Source organism: Methylobacterium sp. J-070, from assembly GCF_022829385.1.
In the GTDB taxonomy this organism is placed as follows: Bacteria; Pseudomonadota; Alphaproteobacteria; order Rhizobiales; family Beijerinckiaceae; genus Methylobacterium.
Map to the genome: position 1 here is coordinate 1 of NZ_JAKSXX010000066.1, position 23,895 is coordinate 23,895.

Genomic DNA, 23,895 nt, shown 5'->3' on the forward strand with positions numbered 1-23,895 from the left:
CCTTCATGCGTCTCGACGTCAATGGCTTGCGGGCCTTCTACGCCAGCCCCCTGGGCCGCACGACGCACCGCGTGGTCGGGCGCGCCCTGCACGAGTTCCTGGGCTCGGTGTCGGGCCTGCGCGTCCTCGGGATCGGCTACGGCCCGCGCGGAAGGCCTCGCCCCCGCCCGGGCCCAGACCGGCCGCGTCGCGACCGGGCCCTGCGGTTCCGGCCCCCGTCCCCGGCCCGACCCGGCGCCAGCAGCGCGCCGCCGCCTCCGCGACCCTCGCGTCGGGGGTGCAGACCCTGACGGTCGAGGCCGACGAGGCGGGCATGCGCATCGACCGGTTCCTGACCGCGCGCTTCCCGCTCCTGCCGTTCACCCGGGTGCAGAGCATCGTCCGGAAGGGCGAATTGCGGGTCGACGGGAAGAGGGCCAAGCCCAACGACCGTCTGGAGCCCGGCATGAGCGTGCGAGTGCCGCCGCTGCGCCTCGACCAGCCCACCGAGCGCCCGCGCAACGCCGCGCGCGAACTGGACGACGCGGAATTCCTGCGCTCGCTGATCCTCTACGAGGACGCCGAGATGATGGTTCTCAACAAGCCCTTCGGCCTCGCGGTCCAGGGCGGATCGGGGACGGTTCGCCACGTGGACGGGCTGCTCGCGGCCCTGACCGGCCCGGACGGCCAGAAGCCGCGCCTCGTGCATCGACTCGACAAGGACACGGCCGGGTGCCTGATCGTCGCCAAGACCCGGCTCGCCGCCGCGACGCTGGCGAAGAGTTTCCGCTCCCGAGCGGCGCGAAAGATCTACTGGGCGCTCTCCGCGGGCGTGCCCCGGGTCCGGCAGGGCCGGGTCTCGACCTATCTCGCCAAGGACGAACCCACCGATGCCGACGCGCGGATGCGCGTGGCCAAGCACGGCGACGAGGGCGCGAGCCACGCGCTGACGTATTATGCGATGGTCGATCAGGCCGCGCAGAAGTTGTCTTGGCTGTCGTTCAAGCCGGTGACGGGCCGCACCCACCAACTGCGCGCCCACGCGGCCCATATCGGGCACCCGATCGTCGGAGATCCAAAATACTTCTCCGTCGAGAACTGGGAGCTGCCCGGCGGCATCCAGAACCGCCTGCACCTGCTCGCCCGCCGGATCGTGATCCCGCATCCGCGGACCGGCAAGCCCGTAGATGTAAGCGCGCCGCTCCCGCCGCACATGGCGCAGAGCTGGAACCTCCTGGGCTTCGATGCCGGCCGCTACGACCCGATCGTCGAGGCGCCGGAGGCCTGATCCAGGAGCCACGGCACGACCGCGTCGACCAGACGCTCCGGCGCTTCCAGGGGCAGCATGTGGCCCGATCCCTCGATGACGGTCAGGGTGGCGCCGGCGATACCGTCCCGCAGCTCGCAGGCCTCGTCGAGGCCGCGCAGGGCATCCTGGGCCGCGGCCACCACCAGGGTCGGGCATGCGATGGCGCCGAGCCGGTCGCGGTCGCCCTGGCGCGCCTGCCCGGCCTGATGCAGGAAGACCGGGCCGCCGAGCCGGTCGCCCATCCGCCGGATGCGCGCCAGCAGCGCGTCGTCGCCGGTGCGCGCCGGATGCACGGATTGCAGGATCGCGGCCCGGCTCAGTCCGCTGAAGCCGTGGCGTCCGACATGGGCGGCGGCGGCGGCCTTGCGGGCCGCCTGGTCGGGCGTATCGGCCCGCGCCGAGGTGGCGATCAGCACGAGCGCCCGGACCCGATCCGGCACGAGCCGGGCGACCTCGCGGGCGACGTACCCGCCCATCGAGAATCCGATCAGGGCAAACCGGTCGGGGGCCTCCGCGGCCACCCGGCGGGCCATGTCGGAGATCGCGGCATCGCGGGTGAGATCGCCGTGCGCGACCGGCCCGACCTGCGCGAGGCGCGCGGCCACGTCCGTCCAGAGGTCGGCGTCGGTCATGAAACCGGGCAGGAGCAGGAGGTTCATCGTCGGATCACCCTACCGGCTGCGCGATAACCTTCGCGCGAGCGACGCGCCGGGCCGCCGCGTCCGCAGGCGGCGGCAGCCCGAGGTCCGAGAGTCTCGCGCCGCGCACGCCTTGGCAATCGGCCGCCCCGCCTCATATGCTGCACCGCGCCCTGCCGATCCGCTGCGGGGCCGGTTCCCGACGGTTTTCGAGACCCTGACGCATGAAGCTCGCGATGCTCGCCTGCCTCGCTGCCCTGTGCCTCACCGGGCCGATCGCGCATGCGGCGCCGGGCGATGCCGCGAAGCCCACCGCGCCGCCGAACGGCGCATCGCCGGTCGAGTCGGCGGCGCCGCGCCCGGCGCCCGGTGACGCTGCGGCCCCCGCGCAGGCGGCGCCGCGGCCGGCCGCGAGCGCCCGGGCCGAACGCCGCCGCCGGTCCTACGCGGCCTGCAACCGCGCCTCGCACCAGCGCGGGCTGCGCGGCGGCAAGCGCCGCCGCTTCCTGATCCGCTGCCGTCTCGGCTACGAGCGGACCCGCGGCCAGGCGGTGCAGGCCCCGGCGGCGCCCCCGCCGGCTCAGCCGGGGCGGAAGCCGTGACGGGCCCGCATCTGCGCGGGGCCCGCGGCCGTCCGCCGGCTCGCGGCGGACGATGAGGCTCGTCGTCTTCGACGTCGACGGAACCCTCGTCGACAGCCAGCACCTGATCGTCGCGGCCCAGGAGGTTGCATTCGCCGAGAACGGGCTGCCCGCGCGGAACCGGCGCGAGGCGCTGTCGGTCGTCGGCCTGTCGCTGCCGCAGGCCTTTCGCCGCCTCGTCGGCGAGGACGGCCCGATCGCGGAGCTCTCGGAGAGCTACAAGCTGGCCTACAACCGCCTGCGCCTCGATCCGGCGCACGACGAGCCGCTCTTTCCCGGCATGGCCGACCTCCTGGCGAAGCTGCGGGCCCGCGAGGACCTGCTGATCGGCCTCGCCACGGGCAAGTCGCGGCGCGGGATCGAGAGGCTGATCGCGCAGCACGGCTGGACCGACTGGTTCGCCACCACCCAGAGTGCCGACGACGCGCCCTCCAAGCCCGATCCGACCATGCTGCAGCAGGCCATGGCCGAGGCCGGCTGCGCGCCCGACGCCACCGTGATGGTCGGCGACACCACCTTCGACATCGCCATGGGGGTGGCGGCCGGCGCAACGGCGGTCGGGGTGGCCTGGGGCTACCATCCGCCGGAGGCGCTCTACGGAGCCGGGGCGGTCACTGTGGTCCCGAGCGTGGCCGCGCTGGAGGCGCAGCTTCTCGACGGGACGGAGGCGCACCGCTGAGCCGGAAGGCTCGCCTGCGGGCCCGGGAGCGCCTATCTCGCGGTGATGAGCGATGAGACGAATGACTGGCTCGGGCAACCGGGCGACGGCGAGCGGCCAGACCCGGTGCGGGCGGCCCGCGGCCACGCCAAGCCCGCTCTGCCCCGGCGCTTCTACGCGGAAGCGGGCTTCGCCGAGGACGCGGACGGGTTCCGTCTGACGCTGGACGGGCGGCCGGCCAATACGCCGGCCCGCAACCCGCTGCGCCTGCCCAGCCGGGCCTTGGCCGAGAAGGTCGCGGCCGAATGGGGCGCGCAGGACACCTCGATCGATCCGGCGCGGATGCCCCTGACCCGCCTCGCCAACACCGCCATCGACGGGGTTGCACCCCGGCGGGCGGCGGTCGTGGCCGACCTCAGTGCCTATGCGGGCACGGACCTCGTCGCCTACCGGGCGGGGGATCCGGAACGCCTTGTGGCGGCGCAGGCCGCGGCCTGGGATCCGATCCTCGCCTGGGCGCGGGACGAATTCGGCGCCCGGGTCATCCTGAGCGAAGGCGTGATGCACGTGGAGCAGCCGCCCGACACGGTGCGGGCCCTCTCCGACGCCGTCGCGGCGGTGACGGATCCGTTCGCCCTGGCGGCCCTGCACACGCTGACGACGCTCACCGGATCGCTGCTGATTGCGCTTGCCGTGCTGAGGGGGCGCCTCACCCCGGCGGAGGCCTGGGCGGCGGCGCATGTCGACGAGACCTACCAGGCGGACGTCTGGGGCCGGGACGCCGAAGCCGAGGCGCGCCTGGCGGCCCGCCGGGCCGAATTCGACGCGGCCGCCGAGATCGTGGGATCGCGGCGCTGACGGGCGCGCGCGGTCCGCGGCCGGTCAGGCAGATGCAATCGCGCAACGTTCCCACGCGGCGAACGAAATCCGCGCCGCGGCGGATGACTCCCCGCGAGGACTGACTTAAGAAACCTCTGTCCCGTGTTCGGGTGAACCATGCGTACCGATCAGTTCGTCACATGCAAATTCGAAGACGAGCTGACGGCTCTGATCGCGCGTAAACAGTCTCCGAAAGGAGAAATCGGCGACCAAGCTCTCTTCGAGGCGCTGCTGGGCCTCGAAAACCGGGCGCAGACCGGGAATGCACCGGCGTCGACCGTACGAAAGATTTCGGAGACTCGCTTCCTCGTCGGCATCCTGCGCGGAGCCGTGCGACCCGTCCCGATGGCGCCTCTTCGCGCCCTGTTGCGGATGCGCGAGCCCCTCCGCGGACGGGCCGGCACACGCCCCCTCGCGGATCTGGACCTCGGCGCCTGAGGACGCCACCGCGCGTTCGACGCGCGTCAGCCTGTCGCCGACAGCGCGGCCTCGAGCTTCGCCTCCAGGGCGGCGGGCTTGGTGGCGGGGGCGAACCGCTCGATGACCCGTCCGTCGCGGCCGACCAGGAACTTGGTGAAGTTCCACTTCACCGCGCGGATGCCGAGCAGCCCGGGCCGGGCCCGGGTGAGGTGGTCGTACAGAGGGTCCGCGTCCGGTCCGTTGACCGCGATCTTGCCGAGCACCGGGAAGCTCACCGCATAGCGCAGCGTGCAGAAGCGCGCGATCTCGGCGGCGTCGCCGGGCTCCTGCGCGCCGAACTGATTGCAGGGGAAGCCCAGGATCGTCAGGCCGGCATCCCGGTGACGGCGCCAGAGCGCCTCCAGCCCCTCGTATTGTGGAGTGAAGCCGCAGCGCGAGGCCGTATTGACCACGAGCAGCACGCGACCGCGATGCTGCGCCAGCGGGTGGGGAGTGCCGTCGGCGGCGGCGACCGTGAAATCGTGGACGCTGGTCATGCCGGATCCCTCGGCCAATCCGGCCGGATCCGCAAGATCCCTCGCCCGGACCCGGCCGGTCCCGCGCTCAGACGACGGGACGCAACGCGATCCAGGCGATCGCCCAGCCCGAACCGGCCGCCGATCCGGGCCGGTCTCTCAGGCGGGGACCTTCCGCACATCGAAGCTCATGCCCTGCGGGGTCATGCGTTCGTCCGAGACGATACGCTCGTCGGCCGAGACGATGCCGAGGCTGACGTCCCGGTCCGGCAGGACCACGGTGGTCGCCTTGTTGACGTGCACCAGCACGTGCCGCCGCAACGGCACCGAGGCGGCGGCCCAGCGCTTGAGCTGTCCGTAATAGGGCTCCCGCCGCCAGGCATTCGCCTGTCCGGGATCGACCTGCACGTTCATGTTGCGGGTGAGCGGATCCAGGCTGAGGACCATCTTGGCCCGGTCGGGCTTCCATTCAGGTCCGAGCCAGTTCTCGGTCATCCAGAGGCAATGGAACGCCCGGCAATGATCGGGGCGTGTCGCGTGGATGGCGCAGCCCTGCCCGGCCTTGGTGTGGCGGCACCATTGGCCCGCGACGCTCTCGACTGCCGGCACGTCGTAGACCTTGCAGCAGAGCGTGCAGGCGCCGCAGGCGCGGCCGGGGGCGGGGTGTGCGACGAAGGCTTCGGGATCGAGCATCGGTCGGGCATGGCAAGGGGCGGCATGCGTCCGGCAACGGCCGGCCGCGGCTCCACCGGTCTATCTGGTCGGGCATCGGGTCGGTAGTGTGGCGGCGGATCCCCTCGATGAGAGGACTTTGCGACCGATGCTCTCGAATCTCGCGACCCGCGACGTCGAAACCCTGCTTCACCCCTACACCAACCTCTCGACGCATCGGCACGTCGGTCCGCTGGTGCTGGAGCGCGGCGACGGCGTCCACGTCTACGACACGGAGGGGCGCCCCTACATCGAGGGCATGTCCGGCCTCTGGTGCACGGCGCTCGGCTACTCCAACGCCGAACTCGTGGAGGCGGCCCGGGCGCAGATGGCGCGCCTGCCGTTCACCCATCTGTTTTCCGGCCGCAGCCACGATCCGGGGATCGAGCTCGCCGAGACGCTCAAGGAGCTGATGCCGGTCCCGACCTCGAAGATCTTCTTCACCTCCTCCGGCTCGGAGGCGAACGACACCCAGGTCAAGCTGACGTGGTACTACAACAACGCGCTGGGCCGGCCGCAGAAGAAGAAGATCATCGCGCGGCAGAAGGGCTACCACGGCGTCACCGTGGCGAGCGCGTCGATGACCGGCCTCGCGGCGAACCACGCCGACTGGGACCTGCCGCTTCCGGGTTTCCTGCACGTCTCCTGCGCGCACCATTACCGGGGCGCCGAACCGGGTGAGAGCGAGGAGGCCTACGCGGCCCGCCTGGCGGAGGAACTCGAGGCGACGATCCTGCGCGAAGGGCCCGAGACGGTCGCGGCCTTCATCGCCGAGCCGGTGATGGGCGCCGGCGGGGCGATCGTGCCGCCGCGCGGCTATTTTCCCGCGATCCAGGCGGTGCTGGCGAAGTACGACGTGCGGATGATCGCGGACGAGGTGATCTGCGGCTTCGGCCGGCTCGGCACGTGGTTCGGCAGCGAGGCCCTGGGGATCCGGCCCGATTCGATCTCCTTCGCCAAGGCCCTGACCTCCGCCTACATGCCGCTCGGCGGCGTGAGCATCGACGAGCCGCTCTACCAGGCGCTGATCGGCCAGAGCGAGAAGATCGGCACCTTCGGCCACGGCACCACCTATTCCGGGCACCCGGTGGCCGCCGCGGTGGCGCTGAAGGCGATCGAGATCTACCGGCGCGACCGGGTGATCGAGGGCGTCGCCGACAAGGCACCGCATTTCCAGAGCCGGCTCTCCGCGCTCGCCGGGCACGCCATCGTCGGCGAGGCCGGGGGGATCGGCCTGATCGGCGGCCTGGAGATCGTGGCCGACAAGGCGACCAAGCGGCAATACGACCCGAAGGCCGGAGTCGCCGGCCGCTGCGTGGCCTTCGCGCAGGGCGAAGGCCTGATCGTGCGGGCGCTGGCCGGCGACCGGGTCGCCGTCTGCCCGCCGCTGATCATCACCCCCGACGAGATCGACGCGCTGTTCGGCCGGCTCGGCCGGGCCTTGGACCGAACCCGCGACTGGATCCGCGCCGAGGGGCTGGAGGCGATGCCGGGTTGACCGGTCCGCGCCGGCGCGGCGCGGTCAGACCCCGTCGCGCGAGTCCTCCGCCTGCGCGGTCGCCTGGGTCCCGGTCGGGGTCAGCGGCGTGATCCGCAAGGTGGTGATCCGGTTCTTGGCCTTCCGGATCACCTGGAAGCGGAAGCCGTGGAAGTTGAAGGCGGTGCCCTGGTCGGGGATCGTCCGGGCCTCGTGGATGACCAGGCCGGCGATGGTGGTGGCCTCGTCGTCGGGCAGGTTCCAGTCCATGGCCCGGTTGAGGTCGCGGATCGGCACACCGCCATCGACGTTGACCGAGCCGTCGCCCTGCGGCCGAACCCCCGAGACCGCAACGTCGTGCTCGTCGGCGATCTCGCCGACGATCTCCTCCAGGATGTCCTCCAGGGTGACGAGGCCCATCACCTCGCCGTACTCGTCGACCACCAGGGCGAAGTGGGTCTTCTTGGTCAGGAAGGCCTTGAGCTGCGCGCGCAGCGACGTGGTCCCCGGCACGAACCACGTCTCCAGCGCCAGGGCCTCGACCTTGAGCCCCGACGCGTCGCCGCCGGCGGCATCGAGGGCCCGGAGCAGGTCCTTGGCGTGGAGCACGCCGACGATGTTCTCCGGCGTGCCGCGCCAGAGGGGCATCCGGGTGTAGGGCGAGGACAGCACCGCCCGGACGATGTCCTCGGAGGGCTGGTCGGCGTCGATCGCCCGCATCTTGGTGCGGTGGACCATGACGTCGGAGACCGAGAGGTCGGAGAGGTCGAGCAGGCCGCCCAGCATGTCGCGCTCGGCCTTGGCGACGCCGCCCTCCCGGTGCATCAGCGCCACCTGCCCGCGCAGCTCCTCGGAGGCGGTGAGGATCGACTGGTGCTCGCCGATCGTGACCCCGAACGGTTTCAGCATCAGCCGCACGAGGTGCTCGATGGCGATGGCCGCGGGCCCCATCAGCGCCACCGCGAACGCCACCGGCCGGGCGGTGAGCAGCGCGGCCTTGTCGGGCTTGGAGATCGCCAGCGTCTTCGGCAGCACCTCGGCGAAGACGATCACCAGCACCGACATGCCGACCGTCGCGTAGATCACGCCGCTCTTGCCGAACAGGGCGGTGAGCACGCTCGTGGTGAAGGCCGAGGCGCCGATCGCCACGATGTTGTAGCCGATCAGCATCGCGCCGATGAACCGCTCGCGGATCGCCAGGATGCGGTTGACGATCGCGGCGCGCGGGTCGCCCGCCTGCTCCAGGGCGTGCATCCGGGCCCGGGAGGCCGCCGTGAAGGCGGTCTCCGCTCCGGCGAAGAAGGCGGAGAGCAGCAGCGAGATCACCACGATGCTCGCGGCGAACCACAGGTCGATATGGGTGTCCATCGGTTCCAAGAGGCACGACTCGTGCGGCGGCTGGGACGCCCATATAGCGTCCCGCGCGGCTTATTGCGCGCCGATCCGACGCACCGTCCACGTCGCCCAGTAGACCGGCCGGCCGTAGAGGCTCGACGCGTCCCGTCCGGAGGCGGTGGGGGCCAGGCGGTCGAGCCAGGTCAGGAACCCGGCCTTCCCGGGATAGATCAAGGGCGTGTCGAGGTTGCCCTGCGCATCCGTCATCCAGAAATGCGCGCTGCGGTCGTAGCGTCCGCTGCCGTCGCCGCCCGAGCGCAGGCCGAGATAGGCCGGAGAGCGCCCCGCCTCCACCGGGTCGGCGTAGAGCTTGAGGGCGCCGATGCCGTCGAGGTTCAGGTCGGGCGTGTACTGCAGGCAGATATCGGCCACCGGGCCGCCGGGCGCGTTGGCCGGCCTTTGGCAGGTGTAGGACACCGCCCAGCGGGGCATGCCCTTGGCCTTCGCCGCGCGGACGAGGCTTCCGGGCGGCAGCGGCCCGGCGAGCTTGCGCGCCGCGGACCAGACCTTCGGGCCGGACAGGTCCGTGGCCGTGCGCAGGTAGAGCGCGGTGCGGCGTTTCTCGGGGGCGAGGCCGCAATCCTCGGGCAGCACGTCCGTGTAGACGTAGTGGTAGGTGCGATCGACGATGTTGATCGACCCGGCGAGGCCGTGGGTCTCGAAGGCCGGCGCCGTGCAGGCGGAGGCCACCGGCTTGCCGGTCTCGTCGAGCACCGCGGCCGGCGTCGGCGGCTCGCTCCGCCCGCGGCCTGCGCCGGCCTCGAATGGCGTCCAGGCGAGCCCATACCCGTCGGCGGTCCGGGTGCGGATCTCGAAGGTCTGGAAGTCGAGGGTCCGAGCCTCGATCTGGACTCGTCGCCGGACATCGGCCGGTCCGTCCGCCGGCGCGTCTGGCCCCGGCCCGCGACGGCGGCGCCGGTTGCCGCGCCCGGTATCCGCATCCTCCGCGCCGGCGACGCCCACGCGCTCCTGCCCGAGCAGGAACACGTAGCTGTAGGCTTCGCCGGCCCAGTCCCGGCCCGAGACTGCGATTGGGTCGCGGGGGCCGATCCCTTCGGCGGAGGGCGTCGGCTCCGACCAGCCCCGGGTCCGCGCGGCTTCTTCCGGCAGCTCGACCCAGAACCGGTCGGCCGATGGCGGGAGCGTCGTGGCCAGGGCCTCGAAGGTCCGGCCGGTGCGCAGGGCGCCGCCGTCCCGGCTGTCCGTGGCGCGCCGCTCCGGACAGGCCTCGCCGCCACGGCGGGTCGCCACCGGCGTCTGCCCCTGGAACAGCGCCTGCAGGGGGCCCGGCGCCTCGGCGCGGGCGAGTCGCAGGATCTGCACACCGCGCACGAAGGCGCAGGGCGCCGGCGAGATCAGCACGCCCTCCGCCTCGGAGCCCTCGCGGCAGATCTCCAGGTCGCCGCCGGTGACGTAGCAGCTCGGCGCGCTGCCCTCGAAACCGGCCGGACGGGCTTCGACCGCCGCCGGCGCGGTCAGCGCAGCCGCGATCAGGGCGGCGAGCCCGGCCGCGCGGGTGGGCGCTGGCGCAGCGGCGCGCCGTGGCGACACGTTACGGCCTTTGGGATCGACGGTATCGGCAGGCGATGTCCCGGTAGTCTTCGAACAAACCACGTCTATCGCCAGTTTCGATCCGGTCGTCGGTGAAGTCGCGCAGGCTCTAACCCAGGGTCGACGGGCCGGGAAGGGGCGTCAACCACGCATGCCGCCTTCGCTGGGGATCGGGCGAACCCGGCGGCCGCTCGCCCGTTGTCGCGGCTTGAGGCCCAGCGGGCCCGACCCCATCGGAAACCGGAGATCAGCGCATGGACATCGCCGTCGAAACCGTCACCGACATCGTCATGCGACTGCGCGCGATCGAGGTGAAGGAGGGCAACACCGATCCAGATTCGGGCTCGAACCCGATCGACGACGGCGCGACCGACGTCCTGATCTCCGGGACCGACGACGCCACGGAGTCCGAGGTCCGCGGCGTGATCGCCGGGCTCGATGACGATGCCCGCGCGGAGCTGCTCGCCCTGTTCTACGTCGGCCGCGGCGACATGGAGCCGGAGGAATGGGGTGAGGCGGTCCGCTTCGCCCGGGAGCGCGAGGCCGCGGGAGAGGGCGTCGTGCCGACCCTGTTGGGCTCGCCGATCGCCGGCGATCTCCTGGAGGAAGGCCTCGATGCCCTGGGGCTCAGCCCCGACTTGCCGCCGGCCTGAGCGCCGGAACGGCCCGCTCTCATGTCCAGGCGCTTGCGCAAGGGCGCCCTCAAGGCGCTGCGGGTCCTCACCCGGCCGGTCCGTCGCGCGCAGGGGCACGGCGGCAAGGGCCGCGGCGGATTGGTGGTCGAGCCCTATCGCGGCTACGGGTCCCGAGACGAGGTCTTCCTGATCGGCCGGGTGTTCCGCCAATCGCCCGGGATCCCCGGCGAGGACCCCGAATCGCTGCGGGCGCAGTGGCGCGACCTGCGGCGGCGCATCGCCCGGCGGAAGGTGGCGGGGGCGGCCGTGACGGCCCGGTTCGGCGGCGACGCCATCCGGGTCGAGACCGATCGCGACGGCTACTTCCGCGTGCACCTGCATCCGCACACGTCCCCGACGGAGGGCGGCGACTGGCACCCCATCGAGTTGCGCCTCGAGGCGGACCCGCCGATCCCCGCCGAGGGCGCGGTGTTCATCCCGCCCGAACGCTCCCGATGCGTGGTGGTCAGCGACATCGACGACACGGTCATGCGCACCGGCGTCGCTAACAAGTTGAAGATGCTCTGGCGGCTGTTCGTGGAGGATGCCGAGAGCCGGGTCGCCTTCCCGGGCGTCGCCGCCCTGTACCGGGCGCTCCATGCCGGCGCCGGCGGTGCCGAGGGCAACCCGATGCTCTACGTCTCGCGCGCGCCCTGGGGACTCTATGAGATGCTCTCGGAGTTCTTCCAGCGGCACGGGATCCCGGCCGGGCCGGTGCTGTTCCTGCGGGAATGGGGGCTGTCCTGGACCCATCCCCTGCCGCGCCGGGCGACGCATCACAAGCAGGCCCTGATCCGGCACATGCTGTCCCTCTATCGCGACCGGCCCTTCGTGCTGATCGGCGACAGCGGCCAGCACGATCCCGAGGTCTACGCGCAGATCGTCGAGGAGAACCCGGGGCGGATCCTGGCGGTGTACATCCGCAACGTGTCGCGCAACGCCGCCCGGGTCGAGGAGATCGTGCGCCTCGCCGACGCCGTGGCCCGGGCCGGGTCCAGCCTCGTGCTCGCCGCCGACAGCGTCGCCATGGCCGAGCACGCAGCGGCGATCGGGCTGATACCCGCCGAGGCCGTGACAGGCGTCGCCGACGAGCACGCCGCTGCGGCGGAGACCGGGCCGCGGCGGGAGACCGCCCGGATCACCCCGGAACCCGCGGGGACCGACGGCACCGCGGCGGAGGCTCCGATCACCCCGGAGGCGATCGCGGAAGCGCTCGCCGGCGACGGCGCCGTGCCGGCGACCCTGGTGGTCGAGCCGGACAAGCCGGCGGCGCTGCCGAGACTGGAACCCTGAACGCTCGGCCCCGATCGTCGCCGGGGCCGCTTCAGCGGGCTGGTTTGTCACAAGGTTCGTGCGGCTATGCATTCGACGACCTTGCGACAAGCGGATCAGGGAAGGGATCCGGGTGGGCCCTCGCGCAGGCTACGCCCGCCGTCGAACGGTCGAGTTCCGGCTTCGCGCGGTTGGGGGCTAGATCGGGGGAGCAGCGCGGTGACGGGGCCTCCTTTTCGCCGACCCTGCGCGACCGGCGCGGCATAACCGGAGAGCCGGCGGTGATCGACGGCGTGAAGGCCGTTGTGATTCAGCCTCGGCAGATGCTCGACGCCCACAGCAACCGCGCGCTCCTGCACCGCCAGGGTGGCGACTACGTCTGCAATCCGTGCGCGGCCGGCTCCTCGGAAGCGATCCTGATGGTCGGCGGCGACGGCTGCACGGTCATCTCGGCGGATCATCGCATGCCGCCCGAGGCGCGCTGCCCGGCCGCCGAAGCTGAAAGCGAGGGCAACCCGCCGGGATGCCCCCTTGGTGTGATGCAATGCAGCATCCCGTGCGGCGCACTTCACATCACCGACGCGATGCATAGGTCTCGGCGTCCCCAAGCCGATCCAGGCACTTCCCGCTTTCCGGGAGCCAACACGTTGCAAACCTACACCCTTGCGATCTCCGACGGCGTACTGTTCGCCTGCCTGCCGGACGAGGCCGACATCTCGGCCGCGATCACCGATGCGACCGCCGTGAGCTACGGCTTCGGCCTCAACCTCGACATCGTCCGCGGGGCGACGTTGACCGACGCCGCCAGGCCGGAGGACGAGGTCCTCTGGCAGGAAGGGTCCGACAGCGAGCTGCTGGACGCTACGGGGCGCCGCTTCCGCTACGCCGTCCGCCGCCCGTCCTGACGGATCCGAGGGTTGGCTGACGCGGGACCGCCCGGGGATGCTAAGCTCCTCGGATGCGGAACCCGGCGATCAGGACTGAACGGCGGGGAGGCCTCGCCCGGTTCGTGGTCGTGTACGCCGCGCTCTACGGCGCCTACGGCAGCCTCTCGCCGATCCTGCCGGGCTTCCTGGCCGAACGGGGCCTGACGCCGGGCCAGATCGGTGCGCTCCTGGCCGCAGCCGGAGCCCTCCGGCTCCTCGTCGGACCCCTGGCGGGATCCTACGCCGACCGGCGCAGGGCAGGCCGCGGCGTCCTCGCCGCGAGCCTCGTGCTCGCCGGTTCGGCCACCCTGGCGCATCTCCCGGCCGCGGGGTTCCTGCAGCTCCTCGGCGCGGGACTCGCCTATGGCGTCGGGACCGCGGCGCCCGCGCCGCTCGCGGACGCGCTGACGCTGGCGGCCGCACGCGGCGGCGCCGTCTTCCAGTACGGATGGGTCCGCGCTGCCGGATCGGCGGCCTTCATCGCCGCGACCGTCGCGGCGGGCCGGGTCATCGAGGCGAACGGCCTCGCCATTCCGGTGGTCGCGAGCGGGGTCCTGTTCCTCGCGGCCGCCGCGGCGGTCCTGACCCTCCCGATCGCCCCGAAGGTCGCCGCCGAGACAGGATCGTCGCCCTGGCGCGGCCTCGCCAGCCTGATCAAACGGCCGCGCTTTCGCCGGACCGTGGCAGCCGCCGCGCTCGTGATCGGCGCGCACGCGATGCATGACGGGTTCGCGATGATCCTGTGGCGCGAATCCGGGATCGGGGCCGGCACCGCCGGTCTGCTCTGGTCGGAATCGGTGGCGGCCGAGGTGCTAATCTTCCTGCTCGTCGGCCCGCTGCTCCTGGGACGGATCGGCCTTCCCGCCGGTGTCGCTGTGGCGGCCTGTGCCGGCGCCCTGCGCTGGATCGTGCTGGGCTCGACCACCGCGATCCCCTGGATCGCCGCTGTCGAGGCGCTCCACGGCTTCAGCTTCGCGCTGCTGCACCTCGCCTGCCTGGGTCTGATCGAGGAGGCGACGCCTGCGGACCTGCGCGCCACCGCGCTCGCGCTCTACGGGACCCTGGGCCTCGGCCTGTCCGGGGTGCTCGCCACGCTGGCCTCCGGATCGCTCTACGGGGCGTTCGGGGCGAAGGCCTTCTGGGCCATGGCGGCGATCAGCCTGGCAGCCCTGCCGCTGGTGCCTGGACTGAGGCGACGCTGAGGCGGCGGGTTCTTTTCCTCCGGTGTATGGTACGGAGCCGGAACGGAGCCGCCCAAATGTCTGCATGCCCCTCGTCGCCGAGATCCTGATCCCGCTCGCCCTCGATACGCCCTACAGCTACGTGGTGCCGGCCGGTCTCGATCTCACCGCGGGCGACGTGGTGCAGGTCCCGCTGGGTCCCCGCGAGATCGTCGGGGTCGTCTGGGGGCTGACGCAGACCGGCGGCGGCTCCAACCTGCGGCCGGTGACCGGCCGCTTGCCCTATCCGCCGCTCTCGGAGCCGCTGCGCAGCCTCGTCGACTGGATCGCCCGGTACACCCTGGCGCCGAAGGGTTCGGCGCTGGCGATGGTGCTGCGCCTGCCCGACGAGGCCGCCGCCGTTGAGACCGTCCGGGTCGCCGTGCGCATCACCGACAAGCCGCCCGCCCGGCCCACGCCGGCCCGTACCAAGGTGCTGGCGGTCGCCGCCGACGGCGCGTTGCGCGGCAAGAGCGCGCTCGCCCGGGAAGCCGGCGTCTCGCTCTCGGTGATCGACGGGCTCGTCGACGACGGCGCCCTGGAGGCCATCGCGGTCGAGCCGGAACCGGTCGCCCCACGCCCCGATCCGGACTTCCCGCGCACGCCGCTCTCGCGCGCCCAGGCCGAGGCCGTCACGGCGCTGGTCGATGGGTTCCCGTGGCACCAATCCCCCGGTGCGAACCCGGAGGCCCGGCCGGCGGAGAACAGGCCGGTCCTGCTGGAGGGGGTCACCGGATCCGGCAAGACCGAGGTCTACTTCGAGGCGGTGGCGGCCTGCATCCGGGCGGGGAAGCAGGCGCTGATCCTGATGCCCGAGATCGCCCTGACGGCGCAGTTCCTCGATCGCTTCGCCGCCCGGTTCGGCGTCCGTCCGGCGGCATGGCATTCCGGGATCGGCGGCAAGCGGCGCGAACGCCTGCGCGCGGCCGTGGCGGAGGGCGAGGCACTGGTGGTGGTCGGCGCGCGCTCGGCCCTGTTCCTGCCCTTCGACCGCCTCGGCCTGATCGTGGTCGATGAGGAGCACGAGACCGCCTACAAGCAGGAGGACGGCGTCCACTACCATGCCCGCGACATGGCCGTGGTGCGCGGACGCCTCGAGGGCTGCCCGGTGGTGCTGACCTCGGCGACGCCCGCCATCGAGACGCGGGTGAACGCATCCCGTGGGCGCTACCGGCACGTGCTGCTCCCGGAGCGCTTCGGCGGACGGCGTCTGCCCGACATCGCGGCGATCGACATGCGCCTCGACCAGCCCGAGCGCGGCCGCTTCCTCAGCCCGCCGCTGGTCAGCGCGGTGAAGCACACCCTGGAGCGGGGCGAGCAAGCGCTCCTGTTCCTTAACCGGCGCGGCTACGCACCCCTCACCCTGTGCCGGGCCTGCGGCCACCGCTACCAGTGCAAGAACTGCTCGACCTGGCTGGTCGAACACCGCTTCCGCCGGGCCCTGGTCTGCCACCAGTGCGGCTACACCGAGCGCCGGCCCGAGGCCTGCAGCGCCTGCGGCACCTTCGACAATCTCACCGCCTGCGGGCCCGGCGTCGAGCGGATCGCCGAGGAGGCCGCCGCCCTGTTTCCGGACCGGCGCATCGTCGTCCTGTCGAGCGATTTTCCCGGCGGCGCCGAGCGCCTGCGGCAGGAGCTCGACGCGGTGGCGGCGGGGGAGTGCGACCTCGTCATCGGCACGCAGCTGGTGGCCAAGGGCCACAACTTCCCCGGGCTGACCCTGGTGGGGGTCCTCGACGCCGATATCGGGCTCACTTCCGGTGACCCCCGGGCCGCGGAGCGCACCTTCCAGCTGCTCCAGCAGGTGACCGGCCGAGCCGGGCGGGGCGAGAAGCCCGGGCGCGCGCTGGTCCAGACCTATCAGCCCGACCACCCGGTGATCGCGGCCCTCCTCTCGGGCGACGCCGAGCGCTTCTACGCCGAGGAGATCCAGGCCCGCGAGGCGGCCGGGCTGCCGCCGTTCGGTCGCCTCGCCGCGCTGATCGTCTCGGCGAGCGACCGCGCGGTGGCGGAGGCGCACGGGCAGGCTCTCGCCCGCGCCGCCGATCCGCCGGAGGGCGTGATGGTGCTGGGGCCGGCCGAGGCGCCGCTGGCGCTGGTGCGCGGCCGCTATCGCTTCCGCCTCCTCGTGAAGACCGAGCGCAACGTCGACCTGCAGGCGTACCTGCGCGGCTGGATCGCCCGCGGGCCGAAGGTGCGGGGCAACGTCCGCGTCGCGATCGATGTCGACCCGCAGAGCTTTTTATAGGACACTTCGCGCGCTTCCCGGCGAGGCGGGCGCCGTGTCGCTGTCAGGAAGCCCGATAGAGCGACGGTTTTGGGCCGTGTCGGATCGCGACGCGATCGGGTATGGCTCTGGCCGCGGGCGGCGGACCCGGAGCCGGAGACCGGCGACGGGACGCGGGCGGTTCCCGGAGGATCGATCAGTGCTGACCTACACCAAGACGCCGGATTCGAACGTCGCCGAGATCGTGGTCGACGGAAAGATCACCGACGACGAGATGAACGCGGCGATGACCGCCATGAAGGCCGATCTCGACAAGGGCGGCAAGATCAAGCTGCTCGAGGACATCCGCGCCTTCGAGGGCATGGAGCCGGCGGCGTTCTTCAAGGACCCGCGCTTCGGCATCTCGATGATGAAGAGCATCAGCCACGTCGCCCTGGTGACCGATGCGCCCTGGTTGAAGGCGCTCGCGGAGACCTTCAATTTCGTCTCGCCGACCCAGATCAAGGTGTTCGACCGGGCCCGGCTGAACGAGGCGCGCACCTGGCTCGCCGCAGCCGCCTGAGCCGGCCGAAGCCGAACGCACCCGGCCCGGGCAGCCCCGCTTAAGGGAGCGTCGTCTTGTCCCGGGAAGCGTTGCCCGCCGCTCGGGACGATGCCATCGGTCGTCTCACTCGGCCTGCGCGGTGTGGTTATCGCTCCGCCGCGCGGTCCAGCGGCCCGAGCACAGCGAGGTCACCTTCCAGGTGCCCGCGCCGTTGCCGGCTCTGAGCCGCCCCGTCCCGGTGCCGCTCGCCGTGCCGTTGCTGACGGTGAGCCCGACGCTGCCGTCCTCACCCACATGGCCACTCACGCGCGCCCCGGCGCTGCCCGAGATGAGCCGCACCTGGCCCTCGCGGATCGCCAACGCATAGGTGTACCGGGCGCTGCACAGGCCGCTCTCCGTCACCAGTTCCACCGACCAGGTCCCGTTATGCGGGCCCATTTCCGCGCGGGCCGGCAGGCTTGCGGGGATGAGCAAGCCTGCGGCGACGGTCACAGCGGTGGTGAAATTGGCCATAGCGTAGCAAACTTTCGGCAATGCGGTCGCCGCGCAAAGCGGCGTCAACCAGCGGAATAATCGATTGGGGATGAACCGACGCTAAACGACTGAAACTGCGACAATATGACCGTCTCCCGGCCCGGTCGATCCGGGCTTACGCCGCGTTCGTATCGCGGAACAGTCAAGTTCGATCATGCCGAAACAGGAGACGGCGCCGCGGAGACAGATCCAGATCTGTGCCTCATCCCAAACGGCCGCATGACGGCGCGCCGGTCCCGGGCCGGAGGCTGGCGCGGAGACGATCCGGACGCCGAGGCGAACTCAATCCATCAGCGGCCTGGCTTCTTCCGGCAGCATGATCGGGATTCCGTCCCGGATCGGATAGGCGAGCTTCGCCGAACGGCTGATCAGCTCCTGGCGGGCGGAATCGTACTCCAGGGTGCCCTTCGTCAGCGGGCAGACCAGGATCTCCAGGAGCTTCGGGTCGACACGGGTCGCCTCAACGGGGGCGGACTGGTCGTTGGTCATCGCGTACAAACCTATTGCATCGTCGATTCGGGGCCCGAGCCGCGAACCAGTTCCATCTGCGTGACCGCGATCAGGATCTCGGCCCGCGTCTTCAGGTCGGGCGCCTCGAGCATAGCCTGCTTCTCGCGCACGCCGAACGGGCTCATCATGCACAGGGCGTTGACCAGCGCCTCGTCGGGCGCCTCGTCGATCCCCGCCCAATCCACCTTGAGGTCGTTCGATTCCACGAAATCGCGCAGCGCCTTCAGCACGCCGTCGCGGTCGACGTGCTCCTCGCCCGCGCGCGGCTCGAAGTCCACCGCGAAGGTGTCGTACGAGACGTGGCAGCGCCGGTAGGTGCTCGCCGAGGCGAGCTCACTCTCGACCCGGAATCGGCTTATCCCGGTGAGCGAGATCAGATAGCGCCCGTCACCGGTCTCGGCGTACTGCGTCACGCGGCCGGCGCATCCGACGCGGTAGAGCTTCGGCGCCGCCGCCCCGGCCCCCTCCGGATCGGGCTGGATCATCCCGATGATCCGGTCCGTGCGCATGGCATCGTCGACCATCGCGAGGTAGCGCGGCTCGAAGATGTTGAGCGGCATCTGCCCGCGGGGCAGGAGCAGCGCGCCGGCCAACGGGAAGACGGGGATCACGGCGGGGCAATCCGCAGGACCCTTGTAGCTCGCATGCGTGCTCATGGCGCCTCCCTGCTGGGTCGGAGCGCGAGTCGGCACCTCACGAGAAGAGAAGCGCCGAGAGCTTGCGCCGCCCGCGGATCGTGTCCGGGTCCATCACGCCCCAGGCTTCGAAGAACTGAAGGAGCTGACGGCGGGCACCGTCGTCGTTCCAATCCCTGTCGCGCTTGCGCAATTCGATCAGGTGGTCGACCGCCTGCCCGCGCTCGTTGCGGGCGGCGAGCGCCAGGGCGAGGTCGAACCGCGCCTGATGGGCATCCGGATTGGCCTCGACCTCGCGCTGTAGGCCCGCGAGATCGCCCAGCGAGGCGGCCTGCTCGGCCAGGTCGAGGGCCGCACGGATGCCCGCCAGCGCCGGGTCGGAGAGCTTGGCCTCGGGGACCATGGCGAGGACGCGCTTGGCATTCTCGACTTCGCCGGCGTCGAGCTGCAGCTTCGCCAATCCGGCGAGCGCCGGGATATTGTCGGGCTGCTGCTCCAGCACCGCCGCGTAGATCTCCGAGGCCCCCGCGAGGTCGCCCTCCTCGATCAGGCTGGCGGCCTCGGCGATGGCCGCCTCGACGGGGTCCGCGACCGGGCCGGCGACCCGGGCGATCAGCTCCTTGATCTGGCTCTCGGGAACGGCGCCCATGAAGCCGTCGACCGGCTGGCCCTTCTGGAAGACGATGACCGCCGGGATCGACTGGATCCCGAGCTGCCCGGCAATCGAGGGGTGCTCGTCGATGTTCATCTTCACCAGGACGACGGCACCGGCCGCCTCCTTGACGACCTTCTCGAGCACCGGCGTCAGCTGCTTGCACGGGCCGCACCAGGGCGCCCAAAAATCGACCAGCACCGGCCGCTGCATGGACTCGGCCACGACGTCCTGCCGGAAGCCGGCGGTGGTGGTGTCCTTGACGAGGGAGCCGGCGTCGCCGCCCGGGGCGCTGCCTCCGGCGAGGGTGTCGTTCAGCATCGGTCTGGCTTCGGAACCTTCTCTCGGGGAGTGCCTTAGATGGGGCTTCGCGCGCCGTCTGACCAGCCCGGCCCGGTGTCTCAGCTCAGCGGGGTGCCGGCGCCGGGGCGCCGGTCGGGGCCTTGGCCGCGGTCACGAATGTTCCGGCGAACGATCGCCCATCCGCCGCGCTCGCCTCGCAGGTGATCGCTGTGCGGCCGGGCTCGGGCGTGGAGAATCGGCAGGCGCCGATGGCGAGGGTGGGCGTACCGTCCTGGCCGACGACGACGGCGTTGATCGGCTGCAACGGATCGGTCTCCTCCGTGGCCTCCTGCTGAGCCCCGTTGCCGCTGAAGCTGAGCGCCCGACCGTCGGAGGTTGTGAAGTCGAAGCTCGTGCGGTTCCGGCTCACCGCATTCGTCAGCACGTTGGCGCAGGCCGTGCTCAGGTCCTGGGCGCCGATGACGAGCCTCTCGCAGGTCCCTTCGAGCCGCAACGCGGCCTGCGCGTGCGCCGCCGACGGCAGGCTGAGGAGGGCGCAGAACAGCGCGAGGCACGGGCGGTTCGTCATGATGGGTCGGGGTTCCTCCTGTTGAGACCGGAACTAGGCGCTCGGCGGCGGCCGTCGAGGGCGCGCGGGCTCTACCCGAAGCGCAAGGCGCGGTCGTTCGGGGCTGCGAAGTCGATCTCCGGGCCGAGGGGCACGATCCGCGTCGGATTGATGGTCGGATGGCTCTCGTAATAGTGCCGCTTGATGTGCAGCAGGTTCACGGTCGGCGCGACGCCCGGTAGCGCGTAGAGGTCGCGCAGATAGTTGGACAGGTTCGGATAGTCGGCGATCCGGCGCTGGTTGCACTTGAAGTGGCCGACATAGACCGCATCGAACCGGACCAGGGTGGTGAACAAGCGGATATCGGCTTCGGTCAAACGGTCGCCGCACAGGTAGCGGCCGCCATCGAGCCTGCTCTCCAGCGCGTCGAGTTCGTCGAACAGCGCCGTGAAGGCAGCCGCGTAGGCATCCTGCGCCGTGGCGAAGCCGGCCTTGTACACGCCGTTGTTCACCCGGTCGTAGACGCGGGCGTTCACGGCATCGATCTCTTCGCGCAGATCTTCGGGGTATAGGTCGGGGCCGGTGCCGCCGAAGGCGCCATTCAGCATCCGCAGGATCTCGGCGGATTCGTTCGACACGATGGTGGCACGCTGCCGGTCCCACAGGACCGGGACCGTGACGCGACCGGTGTAGGACGCGTCGGCCGCCAGGTAGACCTCGTAGAGACGCCGGGCGTCGTGGATCGGGTCGGGTGTCGCGCCGGGGGTCTGGCCGAAGACCCAACCCTCGGCGCCCATGTGCGGATCGACCACCGAGACGGAGACCGCGTCCTCCAGGCCCTTCAGCGCGCGGGCGATCAGGGTGCGATGGGCCCAGGGGCAGGCGAGGGAGACGTAGAGGTGATAGCGGCCCGCCTCGGCGCGGAAACCGCCCTCCCCCGTCGGTCCCGGCGCACCGTCGACGGTGACCCAGTTGCGGAAGGTCGAGGCCTTGCGCTCGAAGCGGCCGCCGGTCGCGGCGGTGTCGTACCATTGGTCGCGCCAGACGCCGTCTACCAAGAGGCCCATGGTCGTGTCCCGAAGCCGGTGGAGGTGAACCCGAGATGGGCCCGGCGACGCGGACGGAAAGAGGCGCCGCGCAGGATCCGGTTGGGGGTTCCCATAGGCCTAAGAATTCCGCGCAAGGCAGGCCTGCGCCACCCCTTCTGTTGCACTGCAGCAAAATCCGCCATGTCTGGTCCACGTGCCGTCGGCCGCACCGCCTCCGGCACGGCGTCCGACCGAGATCTGATGGAGGTGGAGTGATGTCGTTTGCTCTGGTGCCCGTCGCCGAGGCAGCCCTGTTCACGTTCGGCTGCCTGGTGATCCACGCCCTGCGGCGCCACGCGGATGTGGTCACGGCGACGCTCGCCTGCCTCGTGACCCTGCTGGTCCTGATGATCGGGATCGCCTGCGCGCCGGAATCCTACGCCAAATACCAGGCGGCGAGCCTCGGCGATTTCGCGCGCCTCGAGCCGGCGATCTACTGAGCTTCGGCCGGGGCAAGCCCCACGCCCTGCGACCGGAGCCGCGCGAGGCGGCCGCCGGTCCCGCGCTGGCCGGCGACGGCCACGTCGAAGTCGTCCTTCGGCACGCGAGCCAGGAAGCGTTCGGCCAATTCGAACAGCAGGATGTCCGGCCTGATTTGCTCGATGTAGGCCCAGTCGAGGCTCGCCGACCAGACGAAGTGGACCTCGCTGAAGCTCTCGGCGAGCATCCCGGTCAGCAGGAACGGGTCGAAATGCGCGCAGGAATCGCCGAACAGGACGAGGCGGCGGGGGTCGGCGCCGGCCGATCCGTTCCGGTAGACGACATGCGCACCGACATGGATCTCCCGGTCGCGCCCCACGGCCTCGTAGGCCGCGAGCAAGGGCCCGACCGAGACGCGCTCCGCGTCGCGCTGGAGCATGAAGCGCTCGATCCGTTCGCGCGGGCGGTCACGGACCTTCTCGCCGATGTCCATGATTTCGTCCGATGAGATCGACGGCCGCGCGCCGATATCGGCCGGCGGGATCGCGCCGAGCGCCCGCATGATCTCGCGGTAGGCCAGCAGGCAGCCCTGGACCGTCCAGTGGGTATCGGTGCGCAGGTACAGCGGCACCGGACCGTTCCGGGCCGCCCGGAGCGGCGCCAGGAGGTCGAGATAGGCCGGGTGCCGGGCGAGATTCCGGGCGAGACGTCGCGTCGAGGCCTTGGCCGGGGCGTAGCGCAGGCGGTCGGTCCTGTCGTCGTAGACGGACAACTTCTCCGGGACGATCACGTGAAGGCAGCGGATGCCGAGCCGTTCCGCCCGGGCGGCGCGGACCTTGATCAGCCGCGTCCAGGCGCGCAGCAGCAGCCAGTGCCGCAAGCCGCCGCGGTAGCGGTCCATGACGCGGTTGGTCCCCCCGGTAAGAAACAACCAGCCGTCGCGGCCGACATGCACGTTCTCCCGGTCTTCGGACATGGCGGTGCTTTAGCCGCACCAAGCCCGGGCGCCTAGACCGGACCCTGAACGGCGAACGCGCGTTCGACAGGGATGCCGTCCGCATCCGCCTTGGCGCTCGAAGCCCCCGGTGCCGCGAGCCGTCCGAGCCGGACCCGCCTGTGGCGACCGCGTCGGGTGCTGGTGACGCCGGCCGCCCTGGAGCACGGCCATGGCCGCGCCATGGCGGAGAAGGCCGAGGCGCTCGGCCTGCCGGTGGAGCGGCTCGGCGCCAACCGGATCCCGAGCCCCCGCGAGCCCGACCCCCGGCGTGCCTACGTGGCCGCCAAGGCGACGCTCGCCCTCGTTGTCGCGCCGCCCACGAAGCTGCGGCTCCAGCCGATCCCGCCCTCTGCCGATTGGCGCTTCGACCTCGCGGAGGGCTGCCCGGCCCATTGCCAGTACTGCTACCTCGCGGGTTCGCTTCAGGGACCGCCCGTAACCCGCGCCTACGCCAACCTCGACGCGATCCTGGGAAACCTCGCGGCCTATGCCGGACGCGGCGCCGTCACCTCGGCCTCGGCCGAGCGCGCCCACGAGGGAACCACGTTCGAGGCGTCCTGCTACACCGATCCCCTCGGCATCGAGCACCTCACCGGATCGCTCTCGGCGGCGATCCGGCATTTCGGCGCCTGGGAGGCGCCGGTGCAGCTGCGCTTCACCACGAAGTTCGCCGCGGTCGCGCCGCTGCTCGACCTGCCCCACAACCGACGCACCCGCATCCGCTTCTCGGTCAATGCCCGCGCCGCCGCCCATTACGAGGGCGGCACCGATTCGCTCGATGCGCGGCTCGCCGCGATGGCGCTGGCGGCCCGGGCCGGCTACCCCGTCGGCCTGACCGTCGCGCCGATCATCCCGGTGGACGGCTGGGAGTCGGCGTATGCCGGCCTGATCCGCGATGCCGCCGACGCCCTTTCGGGCATCCCGGATCTCGACCTGACCGCGGAACTCATCACCCACCGGTTCACCCCGACCTCGAAATCGGTCCTGCGCGGCTGGTATCCGGGCTCGGACCTGCCCCTCGACGAAGCCGACCGGGTGGAGAAGCGGACCAAGTTCGGTACGGTCAAACACGTCTTCCCCAAACCGCTGATGCAGGCGATGCGGATGCATCTCGTCGCCTGCCTCGCCCGCGACCTGCCGGCCGCGCGGGTGCTGTACTGGACCTGAGCGACT

The 23,895-nt window shown here is 71.5% G+C and carries 26 protein-coding genes; 14 read left to right on the forward strand and 12 right to left on the reverse strand.

All coding sequences use genetic code 11. The features are described 5' to 3' along the window. Positions 1-1,267: RluA family pseudouridine synthase (locus MKL01_RS04625; protein WP_409566200.1), on the forward strand; the 1,267-nt coding region annotated here is incomplete at its 5' end. On the opposite strand, the gene MKL01_RS04630 is transcribed toward MKL01_RS04625, so the two are convergent. Next, on the reverse strand, positions 1,234-1,947 hold the full coding sequence (locus MKL01_RS04630; protein ID WP_243904051.1) for an alpha/beta fold hydrolase: 714 nt from the start codon (positions 1,945-1,947) through the stop codon (positions 1,234-1,236). The genes MKL01_RS04625 and MKL01_RS04630 overlap by 34 nt on opposite strands. A 203-nt stretch (positions 1,948-2,150) precedes the next feature. Between MKL01_RS04630 and MKL01_RS04635 the strand changes: the two genes are divergently transcribed. From MKL01_RS04635 to MKL01_RS04650, 4 genes are all read left to right on the forward strand, one after another. After that, positions 2,151-2,528: a hypothetical protein gene (locus tag MKL01_RS04635; protein ID WP_243904052.1), complete on the forward strand. Its 378-nt coding sequence runs from the start codon at positions 2,151-2,153 to the stop codon at positions 2,526-2,528. A 52-nt stretch (positions 2,529-2,580) separates the two neighbouring features. Further along, positions 2,581-3,246: an HAD-IA family hydrolase gene (locus MKL01_RS04640; RefSeq protein ID WP_243904053.1), complete on the forward strand. Its 666-nt coding sequence runs from the start codon at positions 2,581-2,583 to the stop codon at positions 3,244-3,246. A gap of 45 nt (positions 3,247-3,291) precedes the next feature. Further along, positions 3,292-4,083: an ATP12 family chaperone protein gene (locus MKL01_RS04645; protein ID WP_243904054.1), complete on the forward strand. Its 792-nt coding sequence runs from the start codon at positions 3,292-3,294 to the stop codon at positions 4,081-4,083. 138 nt (positions 4,084-4,221) lie between these two features. Further along, complete coding sequence (locus MKL01_RS04650; protein ID WP_243904055.1) at positions 4,222-4,542, forward strand: hypothetical protein; 321 nt, start codon at positions 4,222-4,224, stop codon at positions 4,540-4,542. A 26-nt stretch (positions 4,543-4,568) separates the two neighbouring features. On the opposite strand, the gene MKL01_RS04655 is transcribed toward MKL01_RS04650, so the two are convergent. Together MKL01_RS04655 and MKL01_RS04660 are read right to left on the reverse strand one after the other, a co-directional pair. Further along, complete coding sequence (locus MKL01_RS04655; protein ID WP_243904056.1) at positions 4,569-5,060, reverse strand: glutathione peroxidase; 492 nt, start codon at positions 5,058-5,060, stop codon at positions 4,569-4,571. Positions 5,061-5,198: 138 nt separating this feature from the next. Continuing rightward, positions 5,199-5,732, reverse strand: a complete 534-nt coding sequence (locus tag MKL01_RS04660; RefSeq protein ID WP_243904057.1) for a hypothetical protein — start codon at positions 5,730-5,732, stop codon at positions 5,199-5,201. Positions 5,733-5,859: 127 nt separating this feature from the next. Here MKL01_RS04660 and MKL01_RS04665 point away from each other — a divergent pair, with 127 nt between their 5' ends. Next, entirely contained in the window at positions 5,860-7,248 is a 1,389-nt protein-coding gene (locus MKL01_RS04665) for an aminotransferase (protein ID WP_243904058.1), read from the forward strand. Between the two features lie 24 nt (positions 7,249-7,272). Here the strand turns inward: MKL01_RS04665 and MKL01_RS04670 are convergent, their stop codons facing one another. Continuing rightward, positions 7,273-8,595: an HlyC/CorC family transporter gene (locus tag MKL01_RS04670; protein WP_243904059.1), complete on the reverse strand. Its 1,323-nt coding sequence runs from the start codon at positions 8,593-8,595 to the stop codon at positions 7,273-7,275. Between the two features lie 60 nt (positions 8,596-8,655). Further along, entirely contained in the window at positions 8,656-10,173 is a 1,518-nt protein-coding gene (locus MKL01_RS04675; protein ID WP_243904060.1) for a hypothetical protein, read from the reverse strand. A 254-nt stretch (positions 10,174-10,427) separates the two neighbouring features. On the opposite strand from MKL01_RS04675, the gene MKL01_RS04680 reads away from it, so the two are divergent. From MKL01_RS04680 to MKL01_RS04705, 6 genes are all read left to right on the forward strand, one after another. Beyond that, positions 10,428-10,826 carry a DUF3775 domain-containing protein gene (locus MKL01_RS04680; protein WP_243904061.1) on the forward strand — a complete coding sequence of 133 codons (399 nt, stop codon included), beginning with the start codon at positions 10,428-10,430 and terminating at the stop codon, positions 10,824-10,826. Positions 10,827-10,847: 21 nt separating this feature from the next. Further along, positions 10,848-12,140 (forward strand): App1 family protein, encoded by a 1,293-nt coding sequence (locus tag MKL01_RS04685; protein WP_243904062.1) that lies wholly within the window; start codon positions 10,848-10,850, stop codon positions 12,138-12,140. A gap of 260 nt (positions 12,141-12,400) precedes the next feature. Beyond that, a complete protein-coding gene (locus MKL01_RS04690) occupies positions 12,401-13,024 on the forward strand; it encodes a hypothetical protein (protein ID WP_243904063.1) in 624 nt (207 codons plus the stop codon). Positions 13,025-13,077: 53 nt separating this feature from the next. Further along, positions 13,078-14,247: an MFS transporter gene (locus MKL01_RS04695; protein ID WP_243904064.1), complete on the forward strand. Its 1,170-nt coding sequence runs from the start codon at positions 13,078-13,080 to the stop codon at positions 14,245-14,247. 64 nt (positions 14,248-14,311) lie between these two features. Next, a complete protein-coding gene (locus MKL01_RS04700; protein WP_243904065.1) occupies positions 14,312-16,513 on the forward strand; it encodes a primosomal protein N' in 2,202 nt (733 codons plus the stop codon). Positions 16,514-16,691: 178 nt separating this feature from the next. Then, positions 16,692-17,054 carry an STAS/SEC14 domain-containing protein gene (locus MKL01_RS04705; protein ID WP_243904066.1) on the forward strand — a complete coding sequence of 121 codons (363 nt, stop codon included), beginning with the start codon at positions 16,692-16,694 and terminating at the stop codon, positions 17,052-17,054. Between the two features lie 105 nt (positions 17,055-17,159). On the opposite strand, the gene MKL01_RS04710 is transcribed toward MKL01_RS04705, so the two are convergent. The 6 genes from MKL01_RS04710 to MKL01_RS04735 form a co-directional block, all read right to left on the reverse strand. Beyond that, a complete protein-coding gene (locus tag MKL01_RS04710; RefSeq protein WP_243904067.1) occupies positions 17,160-17,549 on the reverse strand; it encodes a hypothetical protein in 390 nt (129 codons plus the stop codon). A 303-nt stretch (positions 17,550-17,852) separates the two neighbouring features. Then, the gene (locus tag MKL01_RS04715; protein WP_243904068.1) at positions 17,853-18,059 is read right to left on the reverse strand and encodes a Trm112 family protein; all 207 of its coding nucleotides are present in this window, start codon (positions 18,057-18,059) and stop codon (positions 17,853-17,855) included. Positions 18,060-18,070: 11 nt separating this feature from the next. Next, positions 18,071-18,736 (reverse strand): LON peptidase substrate-binding domain-containing protein, encoded by a 666-nt coding sequence (locus MKL01_RS04720; RefSeq protein WP_243904069.1) that lies wholly within the window; start codon positions 18,734-18,736, stop codon positions 18,071-18,073. Between the two features lie 37 nt (positions 18,737-18,773). Further along, positions 18,774-19,688, reverse strand: coding sequence for a thioredoxin (gene trxA / locus MKL01_RS04725; protein WP_243904070.1), 915 nt, complete (start codon positions 19,686-19,688; stop codon positions 18,774-18,776). Positions 19,689-19,773: 85 nt separating this feature from the next. Continuing rightward, the gene (locus MKL01_RS04730; protein WP_243904071.1) at positions 19,774-20,238 is read right to left on the reverse strand and encodes a hypothetical protein; all 465 of its coding nucleotides are present in this window, start codon (positions 20,236-20,238) and stop codon (positions 19,774-19,776) included. 71 nt (positions 20,239-20,309) lie between these two features. Beyond that, positions 20,310-21,284, reverse strand: coding sequence for a glutathione S-transferase family protein (locus tag MKL01_RS04735; protein ID WP_243904072.1), 975 nt, complete (start codon positions 21,282-21,284; stop codon positions 20,310-20,312). A 236-nt stretch (positions 21,285-21,520) separates the two neighbouring features. On the opposite strand from MKL01_RS04735, the gene MKL01_RS04740 reads away from it, so the two are divergent. Continuing rightward, entirely contained in the window at positions 21,521-21,745 is a 225-nt protein-coding gene (locus tag MKL01_RS04740) for a hypothetical protein (protein WP_243904073.1), read from the forward strand. Here MKL01_RS04740 and MKL01_RS04745 read toward each other — a convergent pair. Next, positions 21,739-22,701, reverse strand: coding sequence for an alginate O-acetyltransferase AlgX-related protein (locus MKL01_RS04745; RefSeq protein ID WP_243904074.1), 963 nt, complete (start codon positions 22,699-22,701; stop codon positions 21,739-21,741). The genes MKL01_RS04740 and MKL01_RS04745 overlap by 7 nt on opposite strands. Positions 22,702-22,773: 72 nt before the next feature. Between MKL01_RS04745 and MKL01_RS04750 the strand changes: the two genes are divergently transcribed. Further along, positions 22,774-23,889, forward strand: a complete 1,116-nt coding sequence (locus MKL01_RS04750; RefSeq protein ID WP_243904075.1) for an SPL family radical SAM protein — start codon at positions 22,774-22,776, stop codon at positions 23,887-23,889. Positions 23,890-23,895 lie beyond the last annotated feature (6 nt).

Bases quoted from the DNA above. Each gene is read 5' to 3' on its own strand.
- MKL01_RS04630 (WP_243904051.1), bottom strand. From the start codon at position 1,947: ATGAACCTCCTGCTCCTGCCCGGTTTCATGACCGACGCCGACCTCTGG.
- MKL01_RS04635 (WP_243904052.1), top strand. From the start codon at position 2,151: ATGAAGCTCGCGATGCTCGCCTGCCTCGCTGCCCTGTGCCTCACCGGG.
- MKL01_RS04640 (WP_243904053.1), top strand. From the start codon at position 2,581: ATGAGGCTCGTCGTCTTCGACGTCGACGGAACCCTCGTCGACAGCCAG.
- MKL01_RS04645 (WP_243904054.1), top strand. From the start codon at position 3,292: ATGAGCGATGAGACGAATGACTGGCTCGGGCAACCGGGCGACGGCGAG.
- MKL01_RS04650 (WP_243904055.1), top strand. From the start codon at position 4,222: ATGCGTACCGATCAGTTCGTCACATGCAAATTCGAAGACGAGCTGACG.
- MKL01_RS04655 (WP_243904056.1), bottom strand. From the start codon at position 5,060: ATGACCAGCGTCCACGATTTCACGGTCGCCGCCGCCGACGGCACTCCC.
- MKL01_RS04660 (WP_243904057.1), bottom strand. From the start codon at position 5,732: ATGCTCGATCCCGAAGCCTTCGTCGCACACCCCGCCCCCGGCCGCGCC.
- MKL01_RS04665 (WP_243904058.1), top strand. From the start codon at position 5,860: ATGCTCTCGAATCTCGCGACCCGCGACGTCGAAACCCTGCTTCACCCC.
- MKL01_RS04670 (WP_243904059.1), bottom strand. From the start codon at position 8,595: ATGGACACCCATATCGACCTGTGGTTCGCCGCGAGCATCGTGGTGATC.
- MKL01_RS04680 (WP_243904061.1), top strand. From the start codon at position 10,428: ATGGACATCGCCGTCGAAACCGTCACCGACATCGTCATGCGACTGCGC.
- MKL01_RS04685 (WP_243904062.1), top strand. From the start codon at position 10,848: ATGTCCAGGCGCTTGCGCAAGGGCGCCCTCAAGGCGCTGCGGGTCCTC.
- MKL01_RS04695 (WP_243904064.1), top strand. From the start codon at position 13,078: ATGCGGAACCCGGCGATCAGGACTGAACGGCGGGGAGGCCTCGCCCGG.
- MKL01_RS04700 (WP_243904065.1), top strand. From the start codon at position 14,312: ATGCCCCTCGTCGCCGAGATCCTGATCCCGCTCGCCCTCGATACGCCC.
- MKL01_RS04710 (WP_243904067.1), bottom strand. From the start codon at position 17,549: ATGGCCAATTTCACCACCGCTGTGACCGTCGCCGCAGGCTTGCTCATC.
- MKL01_RS04715 (WP_243904068.1), bottom strand. From the start codon at position 18,059: ATGACCAACGACCAGTCCGCCCCCGTTGAGGCGACCCGTGTCGACCCG.
- MKL01_RS04720 (WP_243904069.1), bottom strand. From the start codon at position 18,736: ATGAGCACGCATGCGAGCTACAAGGGTCCTGCGGATTGCCCCGCCGTG.
- trxA (WP_243904070.1), bottom strand. From the start codon at position 19,688: ATGCTGAACGACACCCTCGCCGGAGGCAGCGCCCCGGGCGGCGACGCC.
- MKL01_RS04730 (WP_243904071.1), bottom strand. From the start codon at position 20,238: ATGACGAACCGCCCGTGCCTCGCGCTGTTCTGCGCCCTCCTCAGCCTG.
- MKL01_RS04735 (WP_243904072.1), bottom strand. From the start codon at position 21,284: ATGGGCCTCTTGGTAGACGGCGTCTGGCGCGACCAATGGTACGACACC.
- MKL01_RS04740 (WP_243904073.1), top strand. From the start codon at position 21,521: ATGTCGTTTGCTCTGGTGCCCGTCGCCGAGGCAGCCCTGTTCACGTTC.
- MKL01_RS04745 (WP_243904074.1), bottom strand. From the start codon at position 22,701: ATGTCCGAAGACCGGGAGAACGTGCATGTCGGCCGCGACGGCTGGTTG.
- MKL01_RS04750 (WP_243904075.1), top strand. From the start codon at position 22,774: ATGCCGTCCGCATCCGCCTTGGCGCTCGAAGCCCCCGGTGCCGCGAGC.